Raw genomic sequence first — 18980 nt, 5'->3', positions numbered from 1 at the left:
TGCCCCGGCGCGTTCAGGCGCGGCCGAGCTCACTGCGGATGAAGGCGAACAGTTCCTCGTCGCTGGCTTCTTCGAGCGGTGGTGCCTCCTCGGTGACCGGCTCGACGACGTCGTTGAGGCGGTTGATGAAGGCCTGGAGTCGCAGAACCGTCCGGCTGCGGGTGGTGCTGTCCGGCGTGGACACGGCGAGGCCCGCTTCGAGACGGTCCAGTTCGGCGAAGAGCCCGCCGGTCAGGTCCAGACCGTCGCCGATGACCGTGTGCCGGATGTGACCGGCGAGGGCCAGCGCGGTCGGGTGGTCGAACGCGGCCGTGGGCGGCAGGTTGAGGCCGGTGACCCGGCCGAGCCGGTTGCGAAGCTCGACCGCGGTGAGCGAGTCGAAGCCGAGTTCGGTGAAGGCCCGGGTGGGTGGGACGGCTTCCAGGGTGCCGTGCCCCAGGACGGCGGCGACGGTGCCGCGTACCAGGTCGAGGGCCGCCCGATCCTGTTCCGGTTCGGTCAGGGCGCGCCACTCGTCGCGCAGCGCGGCGGTGGCTCCGGCGTCCCCGGCCGGGGCCTGCCCCGCCACCGAGACGGGCACCTCGGGCAGGTCGGTGAGCAGCCGGCTGGGTCGGGTGCCGGTGAAGGCGCGCGCGAACCGGGGCCAGTCGACATCGGCGAGGACGACCCGGCCGGCCGTGGCGGCCGCTGCCGCCATCGCATCGAGGGCGGCGTGCGGCGCAAGGGCGGTCAGGCCGTGGCGGCGCAGGCGTTGGTCGCTCCCGGTCCACGGGCCCCAGGCGATCGCGGTGCCGCCGGCCCGCTGGGCGAGCGCTTCCACTGTGGTGGCGGCCACCGCCGCGGCGGCCTGCAGACCGCCGCCCCAGGTGCCGGCGACCGAGGTGAAGACGACGAAGGCGTCCAGGTCCTCGTGGATCAGGTCGGTCAGGTGCCGGGCTCGGCGTACCGCCGGGGTGTCCCAGGCGTCGGGGTCGGTGTCGGTCAGGGGCGCGGGGGCGGGCTCGCAGCGGTCGGCGAGGACGACCGCCGTCAGCGCGACGCCGTCGGCCCGGACGCGGGTCAGCAGATCGGCCACGTCGGCGCGGTCGTTGCCGGTGCACGCCTGGTAGGTGACCACGCCGTCGTCCACCTCGGCGATGCTCTCGGTGACGATCACCTGGTCGGCGCCCTCGGCCGCCACCCAGCGGGCGATGTCGCCGCTGGTGTCGCCGACGACCAGGACCGTGCCGCGCGGGCGCCACCGGCCGACGGGCGCGGGAGCGTGCCGCAGGCGCCGAGCGAGGACCCGGTCACCGCGAATGGCGAGCTGGTCCTCGCCGCCACCGAGCGCGGCGGCGAGATGCTCGCCGGCCCAGTCGGCGGGAACGTCCAGGAGGCCACCCCAGCGGTGCGGCAGTTCCAGGGCGGCGACCCGGCCCAGGCCCCACACCGCCGAGGCGGACGGGTCGACCTGGTCACCGGGGTCGGTGGCGACGGCTGCGGTGGTCACCATCCAGAGCGGCGCGTCGACAGCGGCATCGGCGTACGCCTGGACGAGGACGAGCGCCGCCTCGGGGGTGCCAGCGGACGCGACGGCCCCGGCGATCGGACCGCCGGCGTCGGCCAGGCGGAGCTGGTCGGCCACGGCAGCGCGGTCCAGGCCGAGGACCGGGACGGTACGCACCTCGGCGCCGGACGCGGCGAGAGCTTCGGGGGCGGCAGTCGGGTACGCGTCGTCGCCGAGCACCAGCCACGCCCCGCTGACCGTCGTGGCGGTCGGGGTGGTCGGGGTCCACGCCTCCTCGTAGCGCCACGAGTCGCGGGCTCGGGTGGCCCGCCGATCCTGACGCCACGCGGTCAGGGCGGGCAGCAGGTCGCTGCCGTCTCCGGTGATACCCAGCGGGCTGAGGTCGCCCTCCTCGACGGCCTGCCAGAACTCGCTGTCCACCGGGTCGACGGTGGCCCGCTCGACCGGGGACGGCCAGAAGCGGACGCGCTGGAAGGGGTAGGTGGGCAGGTCGACGCGTCGGCCGCCGGGGCTGCACGTGTCCCAGTCGACGGCGACCCCGCGGACGAAGGCGCCGGCCAGAGCCGTCAGGAAGGTGGTGGGCTGGTCCCGGTCGGCGCGCTGCACCGGCACGAAGACGGCATCGGCCACGCAGTCCGCGCCCATCGCCGACAGCACACCGTCCGGGCCGATCTCCACGAACGTGGTGACACCGAGGCCCTCCAGCGTCGCGATGCCGTCGGCGAAGCGAACCGCCTCCCGCACGTGCCGCACCCAGTACGCGGCGTCCTGCGTCTCGGCGATCTGCCCCGTCACGTTGGAGATGACGGGAATCTGCGGCTGCCCGTACGCCAACCCGGCAGCCACCGACGCGAACTCCACCAGCATCGGCTCCATCAACACCGAATGGAACGCGTGAGAAACCCTGAGCTGCTTGGACTTCTCAAAATGGGCGGCCACGGCCGCCACCCCGTCGGCCACACCGGACAGCACCACCGAACGCGGACCGTTGACCGCCGCAACCGACACCCCGTCAACCAACAGCGGCAACACCTCCGCCTCGGTCGCCCGCACCGCCACCATCACGCCACCAGCCGGCAACGCCTGCATCAACCGACCGCGCGCCGCGACCAGCTTCGCCGCGTCGGCCAGCGACAACACCCCGGCCACGTGCGCCGCCGCGATCTCACCGATCGAGTGCCCCACCAGGAAGTCCGGGGTGACGCCGAACGACTCAACGAGGCGGAACAGTGCCACCTCGACAGCGAACAACGCAGCCTGCGTGTAGGCCGTCTGGTCGAGGTCGCCGCCGTCGGCGATGACCGCGCGCAGCGGCCGGTCGAGGTGACGATCCAGCTCGGCGCAGGCGGCGTCGAACGCCTCGGCGAAGACGGGGTACGCGGCGGCCAGTTCCAGGCCCATGCCCGGGCGCTGCGACCCCTGCCCGGAGAACACGAACGCCGTACGTCCACGCACCGCCGATCCGGTGACCAGCGCAGCGTGGTCGCCGCCGGCGGCCAGGGTGTCGAGCGCCGCGACCAGGGCCTCGGTGTCGGCGCCGACCACCACCGCCCGCTCCTCCAGGACGCTGCGGGTGGTGGTGATCGAGTGGATCACGTCCTTCGGATCGGCCCCCGCCGAGAGCTGCTGCCGCAGCCGCGCACCCTGCTCACGCAGCGCGGGCACGCTACGCGCCGACAGCGGCAGCGCCATCACCGGCGCCTGCTGCGGCTCGGGCTCGGCGGCCACCGACGGCTGCGGGGTCGGCGGTTCCTCCAGCACGGCGTGCGCGTTCGTGCCGCTGAACCCGAACGACGAGATCGCCGCCCGACGTGGCCGGTCGCCGGTGCGCGCCCACGGCTGCTCCTCGGTGAGCAGCGCCACCGCCCCCGCGGTCCAGTCCACGTGCGGGCTGGGCTGGTCGGCGTGCAGCGTACGCGGCAGGGTCTCGTGCCGCATCGCCTCGACCATCTTGATGATGCCGGCGACACCGGCCGCGGCCTGGGTGTGGCCGATGTTCGACTTCACCGACCCCAGCCACAGCGGCTGGTCGGCGGACCGACCCTGCCCGTACGTCGCGAGCAGCGCCTGCGCCTCGATCGGGTCGCCCAGTCTGGTGCCGGTGCCGTGCGCCTCCACCACGTCGACGTCGGCGGCCGACACACCAGCGTTGGCCAGAGCCGCCCGGATCACCCGTTGCTGCGACGGCCCGTTCGGGGCGGTCAGCCCGTTCGACGCGCCGTCCTGGTTGACAGCGCTTCCCCGGACCACCGCGAGCACCGGGTGACAGTTGGCGACGGCGTCGCTGAGCCGTTCCAGCAGGAGCATGCCGACGCCCTCGCCCCAGATCGTCCCGTCCGCGCCAGCGGAGAAGGCCCGGCACCGGGCCGTGGCGGACAGGCCACGTTGGCGGCTGAATTCGATGAACGCGCCCGGGGTGGACATCACTGTGACACCGCCGGCCAGGGCAAGGTCGCACTCGCCCTGCCGCAGGGCCTGGCTCGCCCAGTGCAGGGCGACCAGCGAGGACGAGCAGGCGGTGTCCACTGTGACCGCGGGTCCCTCCAGCCCGAAGGTGTAGGAGATCCGTCCGGAGACGACGCTCGCCGCGTTGCCGGTGCTGACGTAGCCCTCGGCGGCTTCCTGCTCACCGGTGAGCAGCGGACCGTAGTCGAGGTTGTTGGTGCCGACGAAGACCCCGGTCTGGCTTCCGCGCAGCGCGTCGGTCGGCACACCGCCGCGCTCGAACGCCTCCCACGCTGTCTCCAGCAGCAGCCGCTGCTGCGGGTCCATGGCCAGGGCCTCCCGGGGCGAGATGCCGAAGAACCCGGCGTCGAACTCGGTGGCCCCGGCCAGGAAGCCGCCCTCGCGGACGTAGGTGGTGCCGATGGCGTCCGGGTCCGGGTCGTAGAGGGCGTCCAGGTCCCAGCCCCGGTCGGTGGGGAAGGCGCCGATGGCGTCGCCACCGTCGGCGAGCAACCGCCACAGCTCCTCGGGGGAGCCGATGCCGCCGGGGAAGCGGCAGGACATCGCGACGATCGCGATCGGTTCGTCGGTGCGGCCCGCGACGGCGGCGGCCGGCGTCGTGTCGGTCACCCCGGCAACCTCGTTCTCGAGGTACGCGGCGAGCGCCTTCGGCGTCGGGTGATCGAAGATCAGCGTGGTGGGCAGCCGCAGCCCGGTGGCGGTGCCGAGCCGGTTGCGCAGCTCGACACCGGTCAGCGAGTCGAAGCCGATCTCGGTGAACGAACGACCGGGGTCCACCGCGTGCGCCGACGGCAGCCGGAGCACCTCCGCGACGTGTGTCCGGACGGTCTCCAGCACCGCGTGCGTCCGCTGGGCCCCGGTGAGGGCCAGCAGCTCGGTCCGCCAGCCGTCGTCCGTCTCGGATTCCGGCTGGGCGGTGAGGGCGTGCACCTCCGGAACACCGTCGAGCAGCGGGCTCGGCCGGACGGCGGTGAACGCCGGGGCGAACGTCGCCCAGTCGACGTCGGCGACGACGACACTCGTACGGTCGTCGGCGACCGCCGAGCGCAGCCCGCGCAGGGCCCGTTCGGGGGCCATCGGGCGCAGGCCGCGTCGGCGCAGTTGCTCGTCCACCGCGTTGTCGGCGGCCATGCCGCCGTCCGCCCATGGGCCCCAGCCGATCGAGGTCGCGGTGAGCCCTCGGGAGCGGCGCTGTTCGGCGACCGCGTCCAGGGCCGCGTTGGCGGCCGCGTAGGCGGCGTGGTCTCCGCTGCCCCAGACACCGGCGATGGACGAGAACAGCACGAAGGCGTCCAGCGGCGTGTCGCGGAACAGCTCGTCCAGCTGCGTCGCTCCGAGCACCTTGGCGGCCATGACGTCGGCGATGGCGTCGGCGGTCAGCTCCGCGAGCGGGGCGTGGGTGGCGACGCCGGCGGTGTGCAGTACCGCGGTGACGGTGTCACCCGCCGCGTTCAGATCCGCGACGACCGCACCGAGAGCGTCCCGGTCGGCCAGGTCGACGGCGCTGATCGTGACGCGCGCCCCGGCGGCGGCCAGTTCGTCGCGCAGGTCGAGGGCCCCGGGTGCCGCCTCCCCCCGGCGGCTGAGCAGGACCAGGTGCTCGGCGCCGTGGCCGGCAGCCCACCGGGCGGCGTGCGCGCCGAGTGCGCCGGTGCCGCCGGTGATCAGGACGGTGCCGCGCGGCTGCCACTGTCGACCCGTACCGGTCGACGGGACGAGTCGCCGGCCGAGCAGCCCGTCGCGGACGGCGATCTGGTCCTCGCCCCCGGAGCCGGTCAGCGCGGCGGCGAGCAACGGTCCGTCGACCGGGCCGGCGGGCAGGTCGACGACGCCGCCCCACCCATGGCGGAGTTCCAGGGCGGCTACTCGGCCGAGGCCCCAGACGGCCGCGGCGGGCGTGGTGGGCGCCCGGTCGTGCGGGCTGGCGGCCACGGCGCCGCTGGTGATCAGCCAGAGCGGGATGTCGGTGCGCAGGGACTGGTGGGTCTGCACGGCGTGCAGGGCCTGCGCGGGGTCGTCCACCACGGCGGCCACGCCGGTGACGTCCCTCATCGTGGCCTCGTCCGGAGTGCCGCGCCGCAGGTCCAGGCCGGCGGCGGCGAGGGCGTCCGAGACGCGGGTGTCACCGGCCGGTTCGGCGATCAGCCAGGTCCCGGTGGGTGCGGCGGCCGACGGCAGCGGGGCCCAGTCGATGCCGTAGCGGCCGAGCGGCCCGGCCGTGTTGTCGCGCCGCCAGGAGGCCAGGGCCGGGAGCAGCGGGGTGAGGGCGGCGCTGTCGTCGAGTTTCAGGATCGCGGTGAGGGCGTCGAGGTCCGCCCGTTCGACGGCGTCCCAGAAGGCGGCGTCGGTGGCGTTCGTCGTCCGGGCGCCGGGCCTCGGCCAGTAGCGCTGGTGCTGGAAGGCGTAGGTGGGCAGGTCGATGAGGCGGCCGCCGGTCAGGCACGGCGTCCAGTCCACCGCGACGCCGCGCACGAAGACCTGCGCCAGGGCGGTGAGCAGGGTGGTCGGTTGGTCGCGGTCAGAGCGTTGCACGGGTACGAACACCGCGTCGGTCACGCAGTCGGCACCCATCGCGGAGAGCACACCGTCCGGGCCGATCTCCACGAACGTGCTGACACCCAGGTTTTCCAGGGTGGAGATGCCGTCGGCGAAGCGCACCGCCTCCCGCACGTGCCGCACCCAGTAGCCGGCGTCCTGCGTCTCCGCGACCTGCCCCGTCAGGTTCGACACCACCGGGATCCGGGGCTGCGCGTAGGTCAACGTCTGCGCGACCTGAGCGAACTCGGTCAGCATCGGCTCCATCAACACCGAGTGGAACGCGTGACTCACCCGCAGACGCTTCGACTTCTTGAATTTCGCCGCCACCGCAGCGACCTCGTCGGCCACACCCGACAGCACCACCGAACGTGGGCCGTTGACCGCCGCGACAGACACGCCGTCGGTCAACAGCGGCAGCACGTCGGCCTCGGTGGCCCGCACCGCGACCATCACCCCACCCGGCGGCAGAGCCTGCATCAACCGACCACGGGCGGCGACCAACTTCGCCGCATCCGACAGGGACAGCACCCCGGAAACGTGCGCGGCGGCGATCTCACCGATCGAATGCCCCACCAGGTAATCCGGCGTCACGCCGAACGACTCAACGAGGCGGAACAACGCCACCTCGACCGCGAACAACGCCGCCTGCGTGTGGACCGTCTGATCCAGGGCCTCCGCGTCGTTCAAGATCACCTCGCGGATCGGCCGGTCGAGATGACGATCCAGCTCCACGCAGGCCGCGTCGAACGCCTCGGCGAACACCGGGAACGACGACGCCAACCCCAGACCCATACCCGGCCGCTGCGACCCCTGACCGGAGAACACGAACGCCGTCTTCCCGCGCACCACCGACCCGACGACCGGACCCGACTCACCAGCAGCCAACGCCGCCAGCTCCTCCGACCCGAACACCACCGCCCGATACGCGTGCAACGACCGCGACGACACCAACGAGAACCCGACATCCACCGAATCCACACCCGTCACCGCCGCCAACCGCGACGCCTGACCCCGCAAACCCTCCGGCGACCGGGCCGACAGGACCCACGGCACCATCTCGCTGGTGGGGGGCCTCTCCTGCGCCGGGACCGCTGCCGAGGGGGGTTCCTCCAGGATGACGTGGGCGTTGGTGCCGGAGATCCCGAACGACGACACCCCCGCACGACGCGGGCGCCCGTCGGCCGACCACGGCTGGGCCTCGGTCAGCAGCCGGACCGCACCGGCCGACCAATCCACCTGCGACGTCGGCGCATCCACATGCAACGTGCGCGGCAACACCCCATGCCGCATCGCCTCAACCATCTTGATGACCCCCGCGACACCCGCCGCGGCCTGCGTGTGACCTATGTTCGACTTGATCGAACCGAGCCACAACGGCCGATCATCAGAACGACCCTGACCATAGGTCGCCAACAACGCCTGCGCCTCGATCGGATCACCCAGAACCGTCGCCGTCCCATGCGCCTCCACCACATCCACATCACCCGACGACAACCCCGCAGCACCCAACGCCGCCCGAATCACCCGCTGCTGAGACGGACCATTCGGCGCCGTCAAACCATTCGACGCACCATCCTGATTAACCGCACTCCCCCGCACCACCGCCAAAACCCGATGCCCACCCCGCACCGCATCCGACAACCGCTCCACCAACAACACACCAACACCCTCAGACCAACCCGTCCCCCCCGCCCCCTCCGCAAACGACCGACACCGACCATCCACCGACAACCCACGCTGCCGCGAAAACTCCACAAAAGCCGACGGCGTCGCCATCACCGTCACCCCACCAGCCAACGCCAACGAACACTCACCACGACGCAACGCCTGCACCGCCAAATGCAACGCCACCAACGACGACGAACACGCCGTATCCACCGTCACCGCCGGACCCTCAAACCCAAACGAATACGAAACCCGACCCGACACCACACTCCCCGAATTACCCGTCCCCAGGAATCCTTCGAGGCCGTCGGGGCTCTGTTGTGCGAATGGCCCGTAGTCGTGGTACATCAGGCCGGCGAAGACCCCGGTGTCGGATCCGCGCAAGGAGTGCGGGTCGATTCCGGCCCGTTCCACGGCTTCCCAGCTCGCCTCCAGCAACAGGCGCTGCTGCGGGTCCATGGCCAACGCCTCACGCGGCGAGATCCCGAAGAACTCCGCGTCGAACTCGGCGGCGGTGGAGAGGAAGCCACCCCGGCGCGTGTACGAGGTGTCCGTCCGAGACTGGTCCGGGTCGAACAGCGTCTCCAGGTCCCATCCGCGATCGGTCGGGAAGTCGGTGATCCCTTCTCCGTCGGACTCGACCATCCGCCAGAGGCTCTCCGGGGAATCCACCCCACCCGGGAAACGGCAGGCCATCCCGACGATCGCGATCGGCTCATCCACATCCACCGTCGCCGCCACCGCCGCGACCGGAGCCGCCGCCCCCACCAACTCCGCCACCAGATGATCAACCAGGACATCCGGAGTCGGATAATCGAACACCGTCGTCGCCGACAACCGCAACCCGGTCACCGCCGCCAACCCATTCCGAAACTCCACCGCCGTCAACGAATCAAAACCCAACTCACCAAACGCCTGACCACCATCCACCGACCACCCCTGCGGATGACCCAAAACCACCGCCACCCGCGACGACACCACATCCAGAAGAACAGCCCGACGAGCGTCATGACCGAGGTCGGCGAGCCGCGCTCGCAGCGACGACGTGTCGGTCGCGGCGGCGGCCACCCGGCGCGCAGGACGGACCAGCCGCCGCAGGAGCGCGGGTACGCTGCCGGACGCGGCGACCGCCGCGAGGTCCAGCAGGATCGGCACGCTGACCGGCGGTGACGACACACAGGCGGCGTCGAGCAGGGCGAGTCCCTGCTCGGCGGTCAGCGGGAGCACCCCGCCACGGCCGAGGCGCCGCTGGTCGGCGTTCGCGCTCAGGTCGCTGGCGTCGGCCCAGAGCCCCCAGGCGAGGGAGACCGCTGGGAGTCCCAGCCCGTGGCGGTGCTGTGCGAGGGCGTCGAGGAACGCGTTGCCGGCCGCGTACGCGCCCTGGCCCGCGTTACCGAACACCCCCGCAGCCGACGAGAACAACACGAACGCCGACAACTCCCGATCCCGCGTCAACTCGTGCAGATACCACCCCGCATCGACCTTCGCCCGCAGCACCGCCGACAACCGCTCCGCGGAGAGCCCGGTGACGACGCCGTCGTCGAGCACACCGGCGAGGTGTACGACGCCGGTCAGCTCCGGGGCCTCGGCGATGGCCTGGGACAGTGCGGTCCGATCGGTCGCGTCCGCGGCCACCAGCCGGGCGGACGCACCGAGCGCGGCGAGGTCCGCCAGGAACTCGGCCGCTCCGGGGGATTCCGCGCCGCGACGGCTGAGCAGCAACAGGTCGCGCACACCGTGGGTGGTGATCAGGTGTCGCACCACGAGTCGGCCGAGTGTGCCCAACGCGCCGGTGACCAGCACCGTTCCGGTGCCGAAGGAGAACGGGTGCGGTTCCTCGGCCGGCGGTCGGACGAGTCGCGGCACGCTGACCACTCCGCCGCGGATCGCCAGCTGCGGCTCACCACAGTGCGCGGCGGCGGGGAGCAGCGCAAGAGAACCGGGCCCGTCGTCGATGTCGACCAGCACGAACCGGTCCGGGTGTTCGGCCTGGGCGCTGCGCACCAACCCGTGCACAGCGGCTCCGGCGAGATCGGTCAACGGCTCGTCGCCGGTCCGCACGGCGTGCCGGGTCGCGACGACCAGCCGCACACCGGCGAGCCGATCGTCGGCCACCCAGGACTGCAGCACCTCCAGGGTGCGGGTGGTGGCGGCGTGCGCGGCGATCACGGGGTCGGTGGCGGGGCCGGGCTCGGCGTACCAGAGGACAGGGCCGGTCGGCACGCGGCCGGCGGCCAGCATCGCGGCCAGATCCGCGTGGTCGGTGAGCAGTGTCGCGGGGACGTCGAGCTGGGGAATCGGCGTCCATTCCACCCGGTACGGGCGCAGCGTCGCGCCCGTCGTCGGCGTGTAGGGGCGGAGCACGAGCCGGTCCACTGTGGCGACAGGCCGGTTCTCGGCGTCGCGCAGATCGAGGGTGATCGCGTCGGCGCCGGCCCGGCTGATCCGTACCCGGGCTGCGCGCGCCCCGGTGGCGTGCACGGTGACGCCGGTCCAGGAGAACGGGAGGCCGGTCGTGTCGCCGTCGAGGACACCGAGGGCGAGGCCGTGCAGGGCGGCGTCGAGGAGCGCGGGGTGCAGCAGGAAACCGTCCGGGGTGAGGTCGTCGGCGAGGGCCACGTCGGCAAGAAGCTCACCGTCGCGGCGCCACGCACCGTGCAGGCCCCGCAGGTGCGGCCCGTAGTCGAACCCGACCTCGGCGAAGCCGGGGTAGACGCCGTCGACCGGCACCTCGTCGGTTGCTCCCGGCGTCCAGTGACCCGGGGTGTCGGCCGCCTCGACGGTGGTGAGGGTGCCGGAAGCGTGTCGCTGCCATTCGCCGGTGTCGTCGGGGCGGGCGTAGAGCGTGATGTCGCGCCGTTCGCCGTTCGCGGCCGGGTTGTCCCCGGTGAGCGGGCCGACAAGGGCGCGGATGGTCAGGGTGCCGCCGCTGGTGGGCAGCACCATCGGGGCTTCGATGGTGAGTTCGTCGAGGTGGTTCAGGCCGGCGTGGTCGCCGGCGGCCAGGGCGAGGTCGACCAGCGCGGCACCGGGCACCAGCAGTGCGCCGCCGATCACGTGGTCGGCCAGCCAGGGCTGGGCGCGGGCGGAAAGGCGGCCGGTGAGCAGCACGCTGTCCTGCTCGGGCAGGTCGGCGGCGGCGGCCCAGAACGGGTGGTCGACGGTCGCGAGCCCGATGCCGGCCGCGTCGGTGGCGGTGTCGGGTGCGGTCGGCCAGTAGCGCTGGTGGTGGAAGGCGTAGGTGGGCAGGTCGATGAGGCGTCCGCCGGTCAGGCACGGCGTCCAGTCGACCGCGACGCCGCGCACGAAGACCTGGGCGAGGGCGGTGAGCAGGGTGGTCGGTTGGTCGCGGTCAGAGCGCTGCACGGGTACGAACACCGCGTCGGAAACGCAGTCCGCGCCCATGGCCGACAGGACCCCGTCGGGGCCGATCTCCACGAACGTGGTGACGCCCAGGTTCTCCAGGGTGGCGATGCCGTCGGCGAACCGGACGGCCTCCCGCACGTGCCGCACCCAGTAGGCGGCGTCCTGGGTTTCCGCGACCTGCCCGGTCACGTTCGACACCACCGGAATCCGGGGCTGCGCGTAGGTCAACGACCCCGCGACCTGGGCGAACTCGGCCAGCATCGGCTCCATCAACACCGAGTGGAACGCGTGACTCACCCGCAACCGCTTCGACTTCTCGAAGTGGGCGGCGACGACCGCGACCTCATCGGCGGTCCCGGACAGCACCACCGAGCGGGGGCCGTTGATCGCCGCAACCGACACGCCGTCGGTCAGCAGCGGCAGCACCTCCGCCTCAGTGGCCCGCACCGCAACCATGACCCCACCGGCCGGCAGGGCCTGCATCAACCGACCACGGGCCGCGACAAGCTTCGCCGCATCCGACAGGGACAGCACCCCGGAAACCTGCGCGGCGGCGATCTCACCAATCGAATGCCCCACCAGGAAATCGGGGGTAACACCGAACGACTCGACCAGGCGGAACAACGCCACCTCGACGGCGAACAACGCCGCCTGGGTGTAGACGGTCTGATCTAGGTCGTCGCCCTCGGCGATCACCTCGCGGATCGGCCGGTCGAGGTGACGGTCCAGCTCCGCGCAGGCAGCGTCGAACGCCTCGGCGAACACCGGGAATGACGCCGCCAACCCCAGACCCATACCCGGGCGCTGCGACCCCTGACCGGAGAACACGAATGCCGTCTTCCCGCGCACCACCGACCCGGTGGCCGGACCCGGCTCACCGTTGGCCAGTGCCGCCAGCTCCCCCGGGCCGAACACGACCGCCCGATGCGCGTGCGTCGTACGGTGTGCGGCCAGGGTGAACCCGACATCCACCCGGTCGGCCTCCACCGGCATCAGCCGGGCGGCCTGCCCCCGCAACGCCTGCGGCGACCGGGCCGACAGCACCCACGGCACCACCTCGGGTGCTTCCGGCTTCGCGTCGGAGGAGACGTCCACGATGGGTGGCTCTTCGATGATGACGTGGGCGTTGGTGCCGGAGATCCCGAACGACGACACCCCCGCACGACGCGGGCGTCCGTCGGCCGACCACGGCTGGGCCTCGGTCAGCAGCCGGACCGCACCGGCCGACCAATCCACCTGCGACGTCGGCGCATCCACATGCAACGTGCGCGGCAACACCCCATGCCGCATCGCCTCAACCATCTTGATGACCCCCGCGACACCCGCCGCGGCCTGCGTGTGACCTATGTTCGACTTGATCGAACCGAGCCACAACGGCCGATCATCAGAACGACCCTGACCATAGGTCGCCAACAACGCCTGCGCCTCGATCGGATCACCCAGAACCGTCGCCGTCCCATGCGCCTCCACCACATCCACATCACCCGACGACAACCCCGCAGCACCCAACGCCGCCCGAATCACCCGCTGCTGAGACGGACCATTCGGCGCCGTCAAACCATTCGACGCACCATCCTGATTAACCGCACTCCCCCGCACCACCGCCAAAACCCGATGCCCACCCCGCACCGCATCCGACAACCGCTCCACCAACAACACACCAACACCCTCAGACCAACCCGTCCCCCCCGCCCCCTCCGCAAACGACCGACACCGACCATCCACCGACAACCCACGCTGCCGCGAAAACTCCACAAAAGCCGACGGCGTCGCCATCACCGTCACCCCACCAGCCAACGCCAACGAACACTCACCACGACGCAACGCCTGCACCGCCAAATGCAACGCCACCAACGACGACGAACACGCCGTATCCACCGTCACCGCCGGACCCTCAAACCCAAACGAATACGAAACCCGACCCGACACCACACTCCCCGAATTACCCGTCCCCAAAAAACCCTCAAGACCGTCGGGACTCTGCTGGGCCAGGCCGGCGTAGTCGTGGTACATCAGACCGGCAAAAACTCCCGTGTCAGATCCGCGCAAGGAGGACGGCTCAATTCCGGCCCGCTCCAACGCCTCCCAACTCGCCTCCAGCAACAACCGCTGCTGCGGATCCATCGCCAACGCCTCACGCGGCGAAATGCCAAAGAACTCCGCATCGAAATCCGCCGCGTTCGGCAGGAAACCGCCCCGGCCCGTCAGGGACGTCTCCGCCAACGTCTCCAGATCCCAACCGCGATCGGTCGGGAAGTCGCCTGTCCCCTCACCGTCGGACTCGACCAACCGCCAGAGGCTCTCCGGGGAATCCACCCCACCCGGGAAACGGCAGGCCATCCCGACGATCGCGATCGGCTCATCCACATCCACCGTCGCCGCCACCGCCGCGACCGGAGCCGCCGCCCCCACCAACTCCGCCACCAGATGATCAACCAGGACATCCGGAGTCGGATAATCGAACACCGTCGTCGCCGACAACCGCAACCCGGTCACCGCCGCCAACCCATTCCGAAACTCCACCGCCGTCAACGAATCAAAACCCAACTCACCAAACGCCTGACCACCATCCACCGACCACCCCTGCGGATGACCCAAAACCACCGCCACCCGCGACGACACCACATCCAGAAGAACAGCCCGACGAGCCTCGTGGTCGAGGTTCGCGAGGCGGTCACGCAGCGGCGCGGAGGCCGCAGCGGTACGACGGACGCGTACCAGGTGCTGGAGGACGGCCGGGACGGCCCCGGCTGCCCGGATCGCCCGCAGGTCGAGTCGCACCGGCACGGCGACGGCCGTGTCCTCGGCAGCCGCCCGGTCGAAGAGCGCGAGGCCCTGCTCCGCGGTGAGTTCCCGGGCGCCGCCTCGGAGGAGGCGTTCCCGGTCGACGGCGTCGATGCTGGCCGCCATGCCGACGTCCCAGGGTCCCCAGGCCAGCGAGGTGGCCGGCAGTCCGAGCCCGTGGCGGTGCTGTGCGAGGGCGTCGAGGAACGCGTTGCCGGCCGCGTACGCGCCCTGACCCGCATTGCCGAACACCCCGGCGGCCGACGAGAACAACACGAACGCCGACAACCGCCGATCCCGCGTCAACTCGTGCAGATACCACCCCGCATCGACCTTCGCCCGCAGCACCGCCGACAACCGTTGCACCGACAGCCCGGTGACAATGCCGTCGTCGAGCACACCGGCCGCGTGCACCACGCCGGACAGCTCCGGGGCGCCGGCGATCACCTCGGCCAGTGCCGCCCGGTCGGCCACGTCCACCGCGACCAGCCGCGCGGACGCCCCCAGCTCGGACAACTCCGCCAGGAGCTCCGCCGCACCCGGCGCGTCAGCGCCACGGCGGCTCAGCAGCAGCAGGTCGCGTACGTCGTGCGCCGTGACCAGGTGCCGCGCCACGTACCGGCCGAGCTGTCCGGTGGCGCCGGTGACCAGCACCGTACCGTCGGCCAGATTGAGGGCCCGCAGCTCGGTGCCGGACGGTGGTCGGGTGAGCCGTGGCGTGGTCGCGTCGCCGTCGCGCAACGCGGCCTGCGGCTCCCCGGTGGCGAGCAGCCCGGGCAGCGCCGCCTCGGACTCGTCCGTGCCGTCGACGTCGACCAGGACGAAGCGACCGGGGTGCTCGGACTGAGCCGCCCGGACGAGTCCCCAGACGGCTGCGGCCCCGGGGTCGGTGACCGGCTCGCCGGCCGTGGCGACCGCGCCGGTCGTGACGACGACCAGCCGTTCGCCCTCCTGCGGCCCGGCGCCCAGCCAGGACTGGAGGGTTTCCAGGACGGCGGCGGCGCGGTCGTGGGTGCCGGTGACGACGTCGTCACCGGCGGGGTCGACCCGGTGGATCACCACCGGGCCGGCGACGCTCGCGCCGGACGGCGCCAGCGGAAGCCAGCCGAGGTGCAGCAGCGCGTCGGCGGTGGCGGTGCCGGCGGTCGGGGTGGTGAGCGGGCGCAGGACGAGACGGTCGACGGTGAGGACCGACTGGCCTGCGGCGTCGGTCAGGTCCAGTCGGACGGCGTCGGCGCCGAGGGAGCGGATCCGGGCGCGAACGGCCGCGCCGCCGATCGCGTGCAGGGTGACGCCGGACCAGCTGAAGGGCACGCTGGCGCCGTCGGCGTGGGCGGGCAGCAGGTTCCCGGCGCCGATGGCGTGCAGGGCGGCGTCGAGGGCCGCCGGGTGCAGCTGGAACCCTTCGGTCTGCACGGTGTCGTCGAGGGCGATGTCCGCGTACACCTGCTCGTGGTCACGCCACGCGGCGCGCAGCGCGCGGAAGGTCGGGCCGTAGACCAGGCCGCGGTCGGCGAAGGCCTCGTAGAGGCCGTCCAGGGCGACGGCGGTCGCGCCGGGCGGCGGCCAGGCGGTCGGCGGCGGGTTCACCGCGCCGCGGTCAGGCATGAGTACGCCAGCGGCGTGCTCGACCCACGATTCGCCGTCGGGGCTCGCGTGGATGCCGACGGCACGACGCCCGTCGGTGTCGGCGGGCCCGACCCGGACCTGGACGTGCACGGCGTCGCCGCCGAGGGTGAGCGGTGTTCCGGTGGTGAGTTCCTCGACCCGGTCGCAGCCGACCCGGTCGCCGGCGGCCAGGGCCAGGTCGACGAGGGCCGCTCCGGGGACGACGACCGTCCCGGCGAGGGCGTGGTCGGCGAGCCAGGGGTGGGTGGCGAGGGTCCACCGGCCGGTGACGACGAGTTCGTCCGCGCCGGCGAGGGTGATGGCGGTGTCCAGCAGCGGATGGCCGGTGCCGCCGCTGCCGGTGGGCGTGCCGGTGCCGACCGGCCAGAAACGCTGGTGGTGGAAGGCGTAGGTGGGCAGGTCGACGCGCCGCGCGCCGGGGTAGCACGGCGTCCAGTCGACCGCGACGCCGCGCACGAAGACCTGGGCGAGGGCGGTGAGCAGGGTGGTCGGTTGGTCGCGGTCAGAGCGTTGCACGGGAACGAACACCGCATCCGTGACACAGTCGGCGCCCATCGCGGACAGGACCCCGTCCGGGCCGATCTCGACAAACGTGCTGACGCCCAGGTTTTCCAGGGTGGAGATGCCGTCGGCGAAGCGCACCGCCTCCCGCACGTGCCGCATCCAGTAGTCGGCGTCCTGCCTCTCGGCGATCTGTCCGGTCACGTTGGACACGATCGGAATCCGCGGCGACTCGTAAGTCAACGTCTCCGCGACCTGGGCAAAGTCGGCCAGCATCGGCTCCATCAACACCGAGTGGAACGCGTGACTCACCCGCAACCGCTTCGACTTGTACTTCTTCGCCACCGCGGCCACCTCGTCAGCGGCACCCGACAGCACCACCGAGCGGGGACCGTTGATGGCGGCGATGGACACCCCGTCGGTCAGCAACGGCAGCACCTCCGCTTCCGTGGCCCGTACCGCGACCATCACCCCGCCGGTCGGCAGGGCCTGCATCAGGCGACCCCGCGCGGTAACCAGCTTCGCGGCGTCGGCGAGGGACAGCACCCCGGAAACGTGCGCGGCGGCGATTTCACCGATCGAATGACCAACCAGGTAGTCCGGCGCGACCCCGAACGACTCAATGAGGCGGAACAGGGCGACCTCAACCGCGAACAAAGCGGTCTGCGTGTAGACCGTCTGATCCAGGTCGCCGCCCTCGGCGATCACCTCGCGCAACGGGCGGTCGAGATGACGGTCCAGCTCCGCGCAGGCAGCGTCGAACGCCTCAGCGAACACCGGGAACGACGACGCCAACCCCAGCCCCATACGCGGCCGCTGCGACCCCTGACCGGAGAACACGAACGCCGTCCTGCCCCGCACCACCGACCCGGTGACCGGACCCGGCTCACCGTTGGCCAGCGCCGCCAGTTCCTCCGGCCCGAACACCACCGCGCGCTGCGGGTGTGCCGTGCGGTGCGCGGCCAGGGTGAACCCGACATCCACCGGGTCCGCCTCCACCGATACGAGTCGGGCGGCCTGCCCCCGCAACGCCTCCGGGGAGCGCGCCGAGATCACCCACGGCACCACCCCGGTGGCCGGAAACCGCTCCCCCTCCGGGACGGCGGCCGGCGTGGGCTCTTCGAGGATGATGTGGGCGTTCGTGCCGGAGACGCCGAACGAGGAGACACCCGCCCGGCGGGGTCCGGGGCGTTGCGGCCACGGCTGGGGCTCGGCGGCGACGCGGACCGCTCCGGCGGTCCAGTCGACGTGCGTGGACGGCTGGTCGGCGTGCAGGCTGCGGGGAATCCGGCCGTGGCGCATCGCCATGACCATTTTGATGATGCCGGCGACACCGGCGGCGGCCTGGGTGTGGCCGATGTTCGACTTGATCGAGCCGAGCCACAGTGGCTGGTCGGCGGGCCGGTCCTGACCGTAGGTGGCCAGCAGGGCCTGCGCCTCGATCGGGTCGCCCAGCGTGGTGCCGGTGCCGTGGGCCTCGACCGCGTCGACATCGGCGGTGCCCAGGCCGGCGTTGGTCAGCGCGGCCCGGATGACGCGTTGCTGCGACGGCCCGTTCGGGGCGGTCAGGCCGTTCGAGGCGCCGTCCTGGTTGACCGCGCTCCCCCGCACCACGGCGAGCACCGGGTGACCGTTGCGGACCGCGTCGGAGAGACGCTCCACCAGCAGCATGCCGACGCCCTCGCCCCAACCGGTTCCGTCGGCGTCGTCGGAGAACGGCTTGCAGCGGCCGTCCGGGGCGAGGCCACGCTGGCGGGAGAAGGCCAGGAACGCCCCGGGGGTGGCCATCACGGTGACGCCGCCGGCCAGCGCGAGGTCACACTCCCCCTGGCGCAGCGCCTGGGCGGCCAGGTGCAGAGCGACCAGCGACGACGAGCAGGCGGTGTCCACGGTGACGGCGGTGCCCTCAAGGCCGAACGTGTACGCGATCCGGCCGGACGCGATGCTGCCGGTGCTGCCGGTGCCCAGCGAACCCTCAGCGGAGTCGCCCAGCTCACCGACCAGCGCGGCATAGTCGTGGTACATCACGCCGGTGAAGACCCCGGTCCGGCTGCCCTTGAGGGCGACGGGGTCGACGCCGGCCCGCTCGAAGGCCTCCCAGGACGTCTCCAGCAGCAGGCGCTGCTGCGCGTCGGTGGCCAGCGCCTCCCGAGGTGAGATGCCAAAGAACGCGGGATCGAAGTCACCGGCGTCGTGCAGGAAGCCACCGTGCCGGGTGTACGACGTGCCGGGGTGGTCCGGGTCGGGGTGGTAGAGCTTCTCCACCTCCCAGCCGCGTTCGGCGGGGAACTCCCCGATGGCGTCGACACCCGAGTCGACGAGTTGCCACAGCGACTCCGGGGAGTCCACGCCACCGGGGAACCGGCAGCTCATGGCGATGATGGCGATCGGCTCGCGGTGCCGGGCCTCCACTTCCTGCAACCGCTCGCTGGTCTCGTGCAGTTCGGCGGTGACGCGCTTGAGGTACTCGCGGAGCCGATCTTCGTTCGCCATGGGAATCACCTGTCCGAGAGAGTGTGCGAGC

At 72.1% G+C, this 18980-nt stretch carries 1 protein-coding gene; it reads right to left on the bottom strand.

From position 1 onward, the window contains the following. Positions 1-13: 13 nt before the first annotated feature. Positions 14-18949: a type I polyketide synthase gene (locus HNR22_RS31100; protein WP_179778578.1), complete on the bottom strand. Its 18936-nt coding sequence runs from the start codon at positions 18947-18949 to the stop codon at positions 14-16. Between the last annotated feature and the right edge of the window lie 31 nt (positions 18950-18980).

It is taken from the genome of Micromonospora jinlongensis, assembly GCF_013410645.1.
Taxonomy (GTDB): Bacteria; Actinomycetota; Actinomycetes; order Mycobacteriales; family Micromonosporaceae; genus Micromonospora; species Micromonospora zamorensis.
The sequence above is the reverse complement of the archived record's forward strand: the minus strand, read 5'-3'. Positions and strand labels throughout refer to the sequence as shown.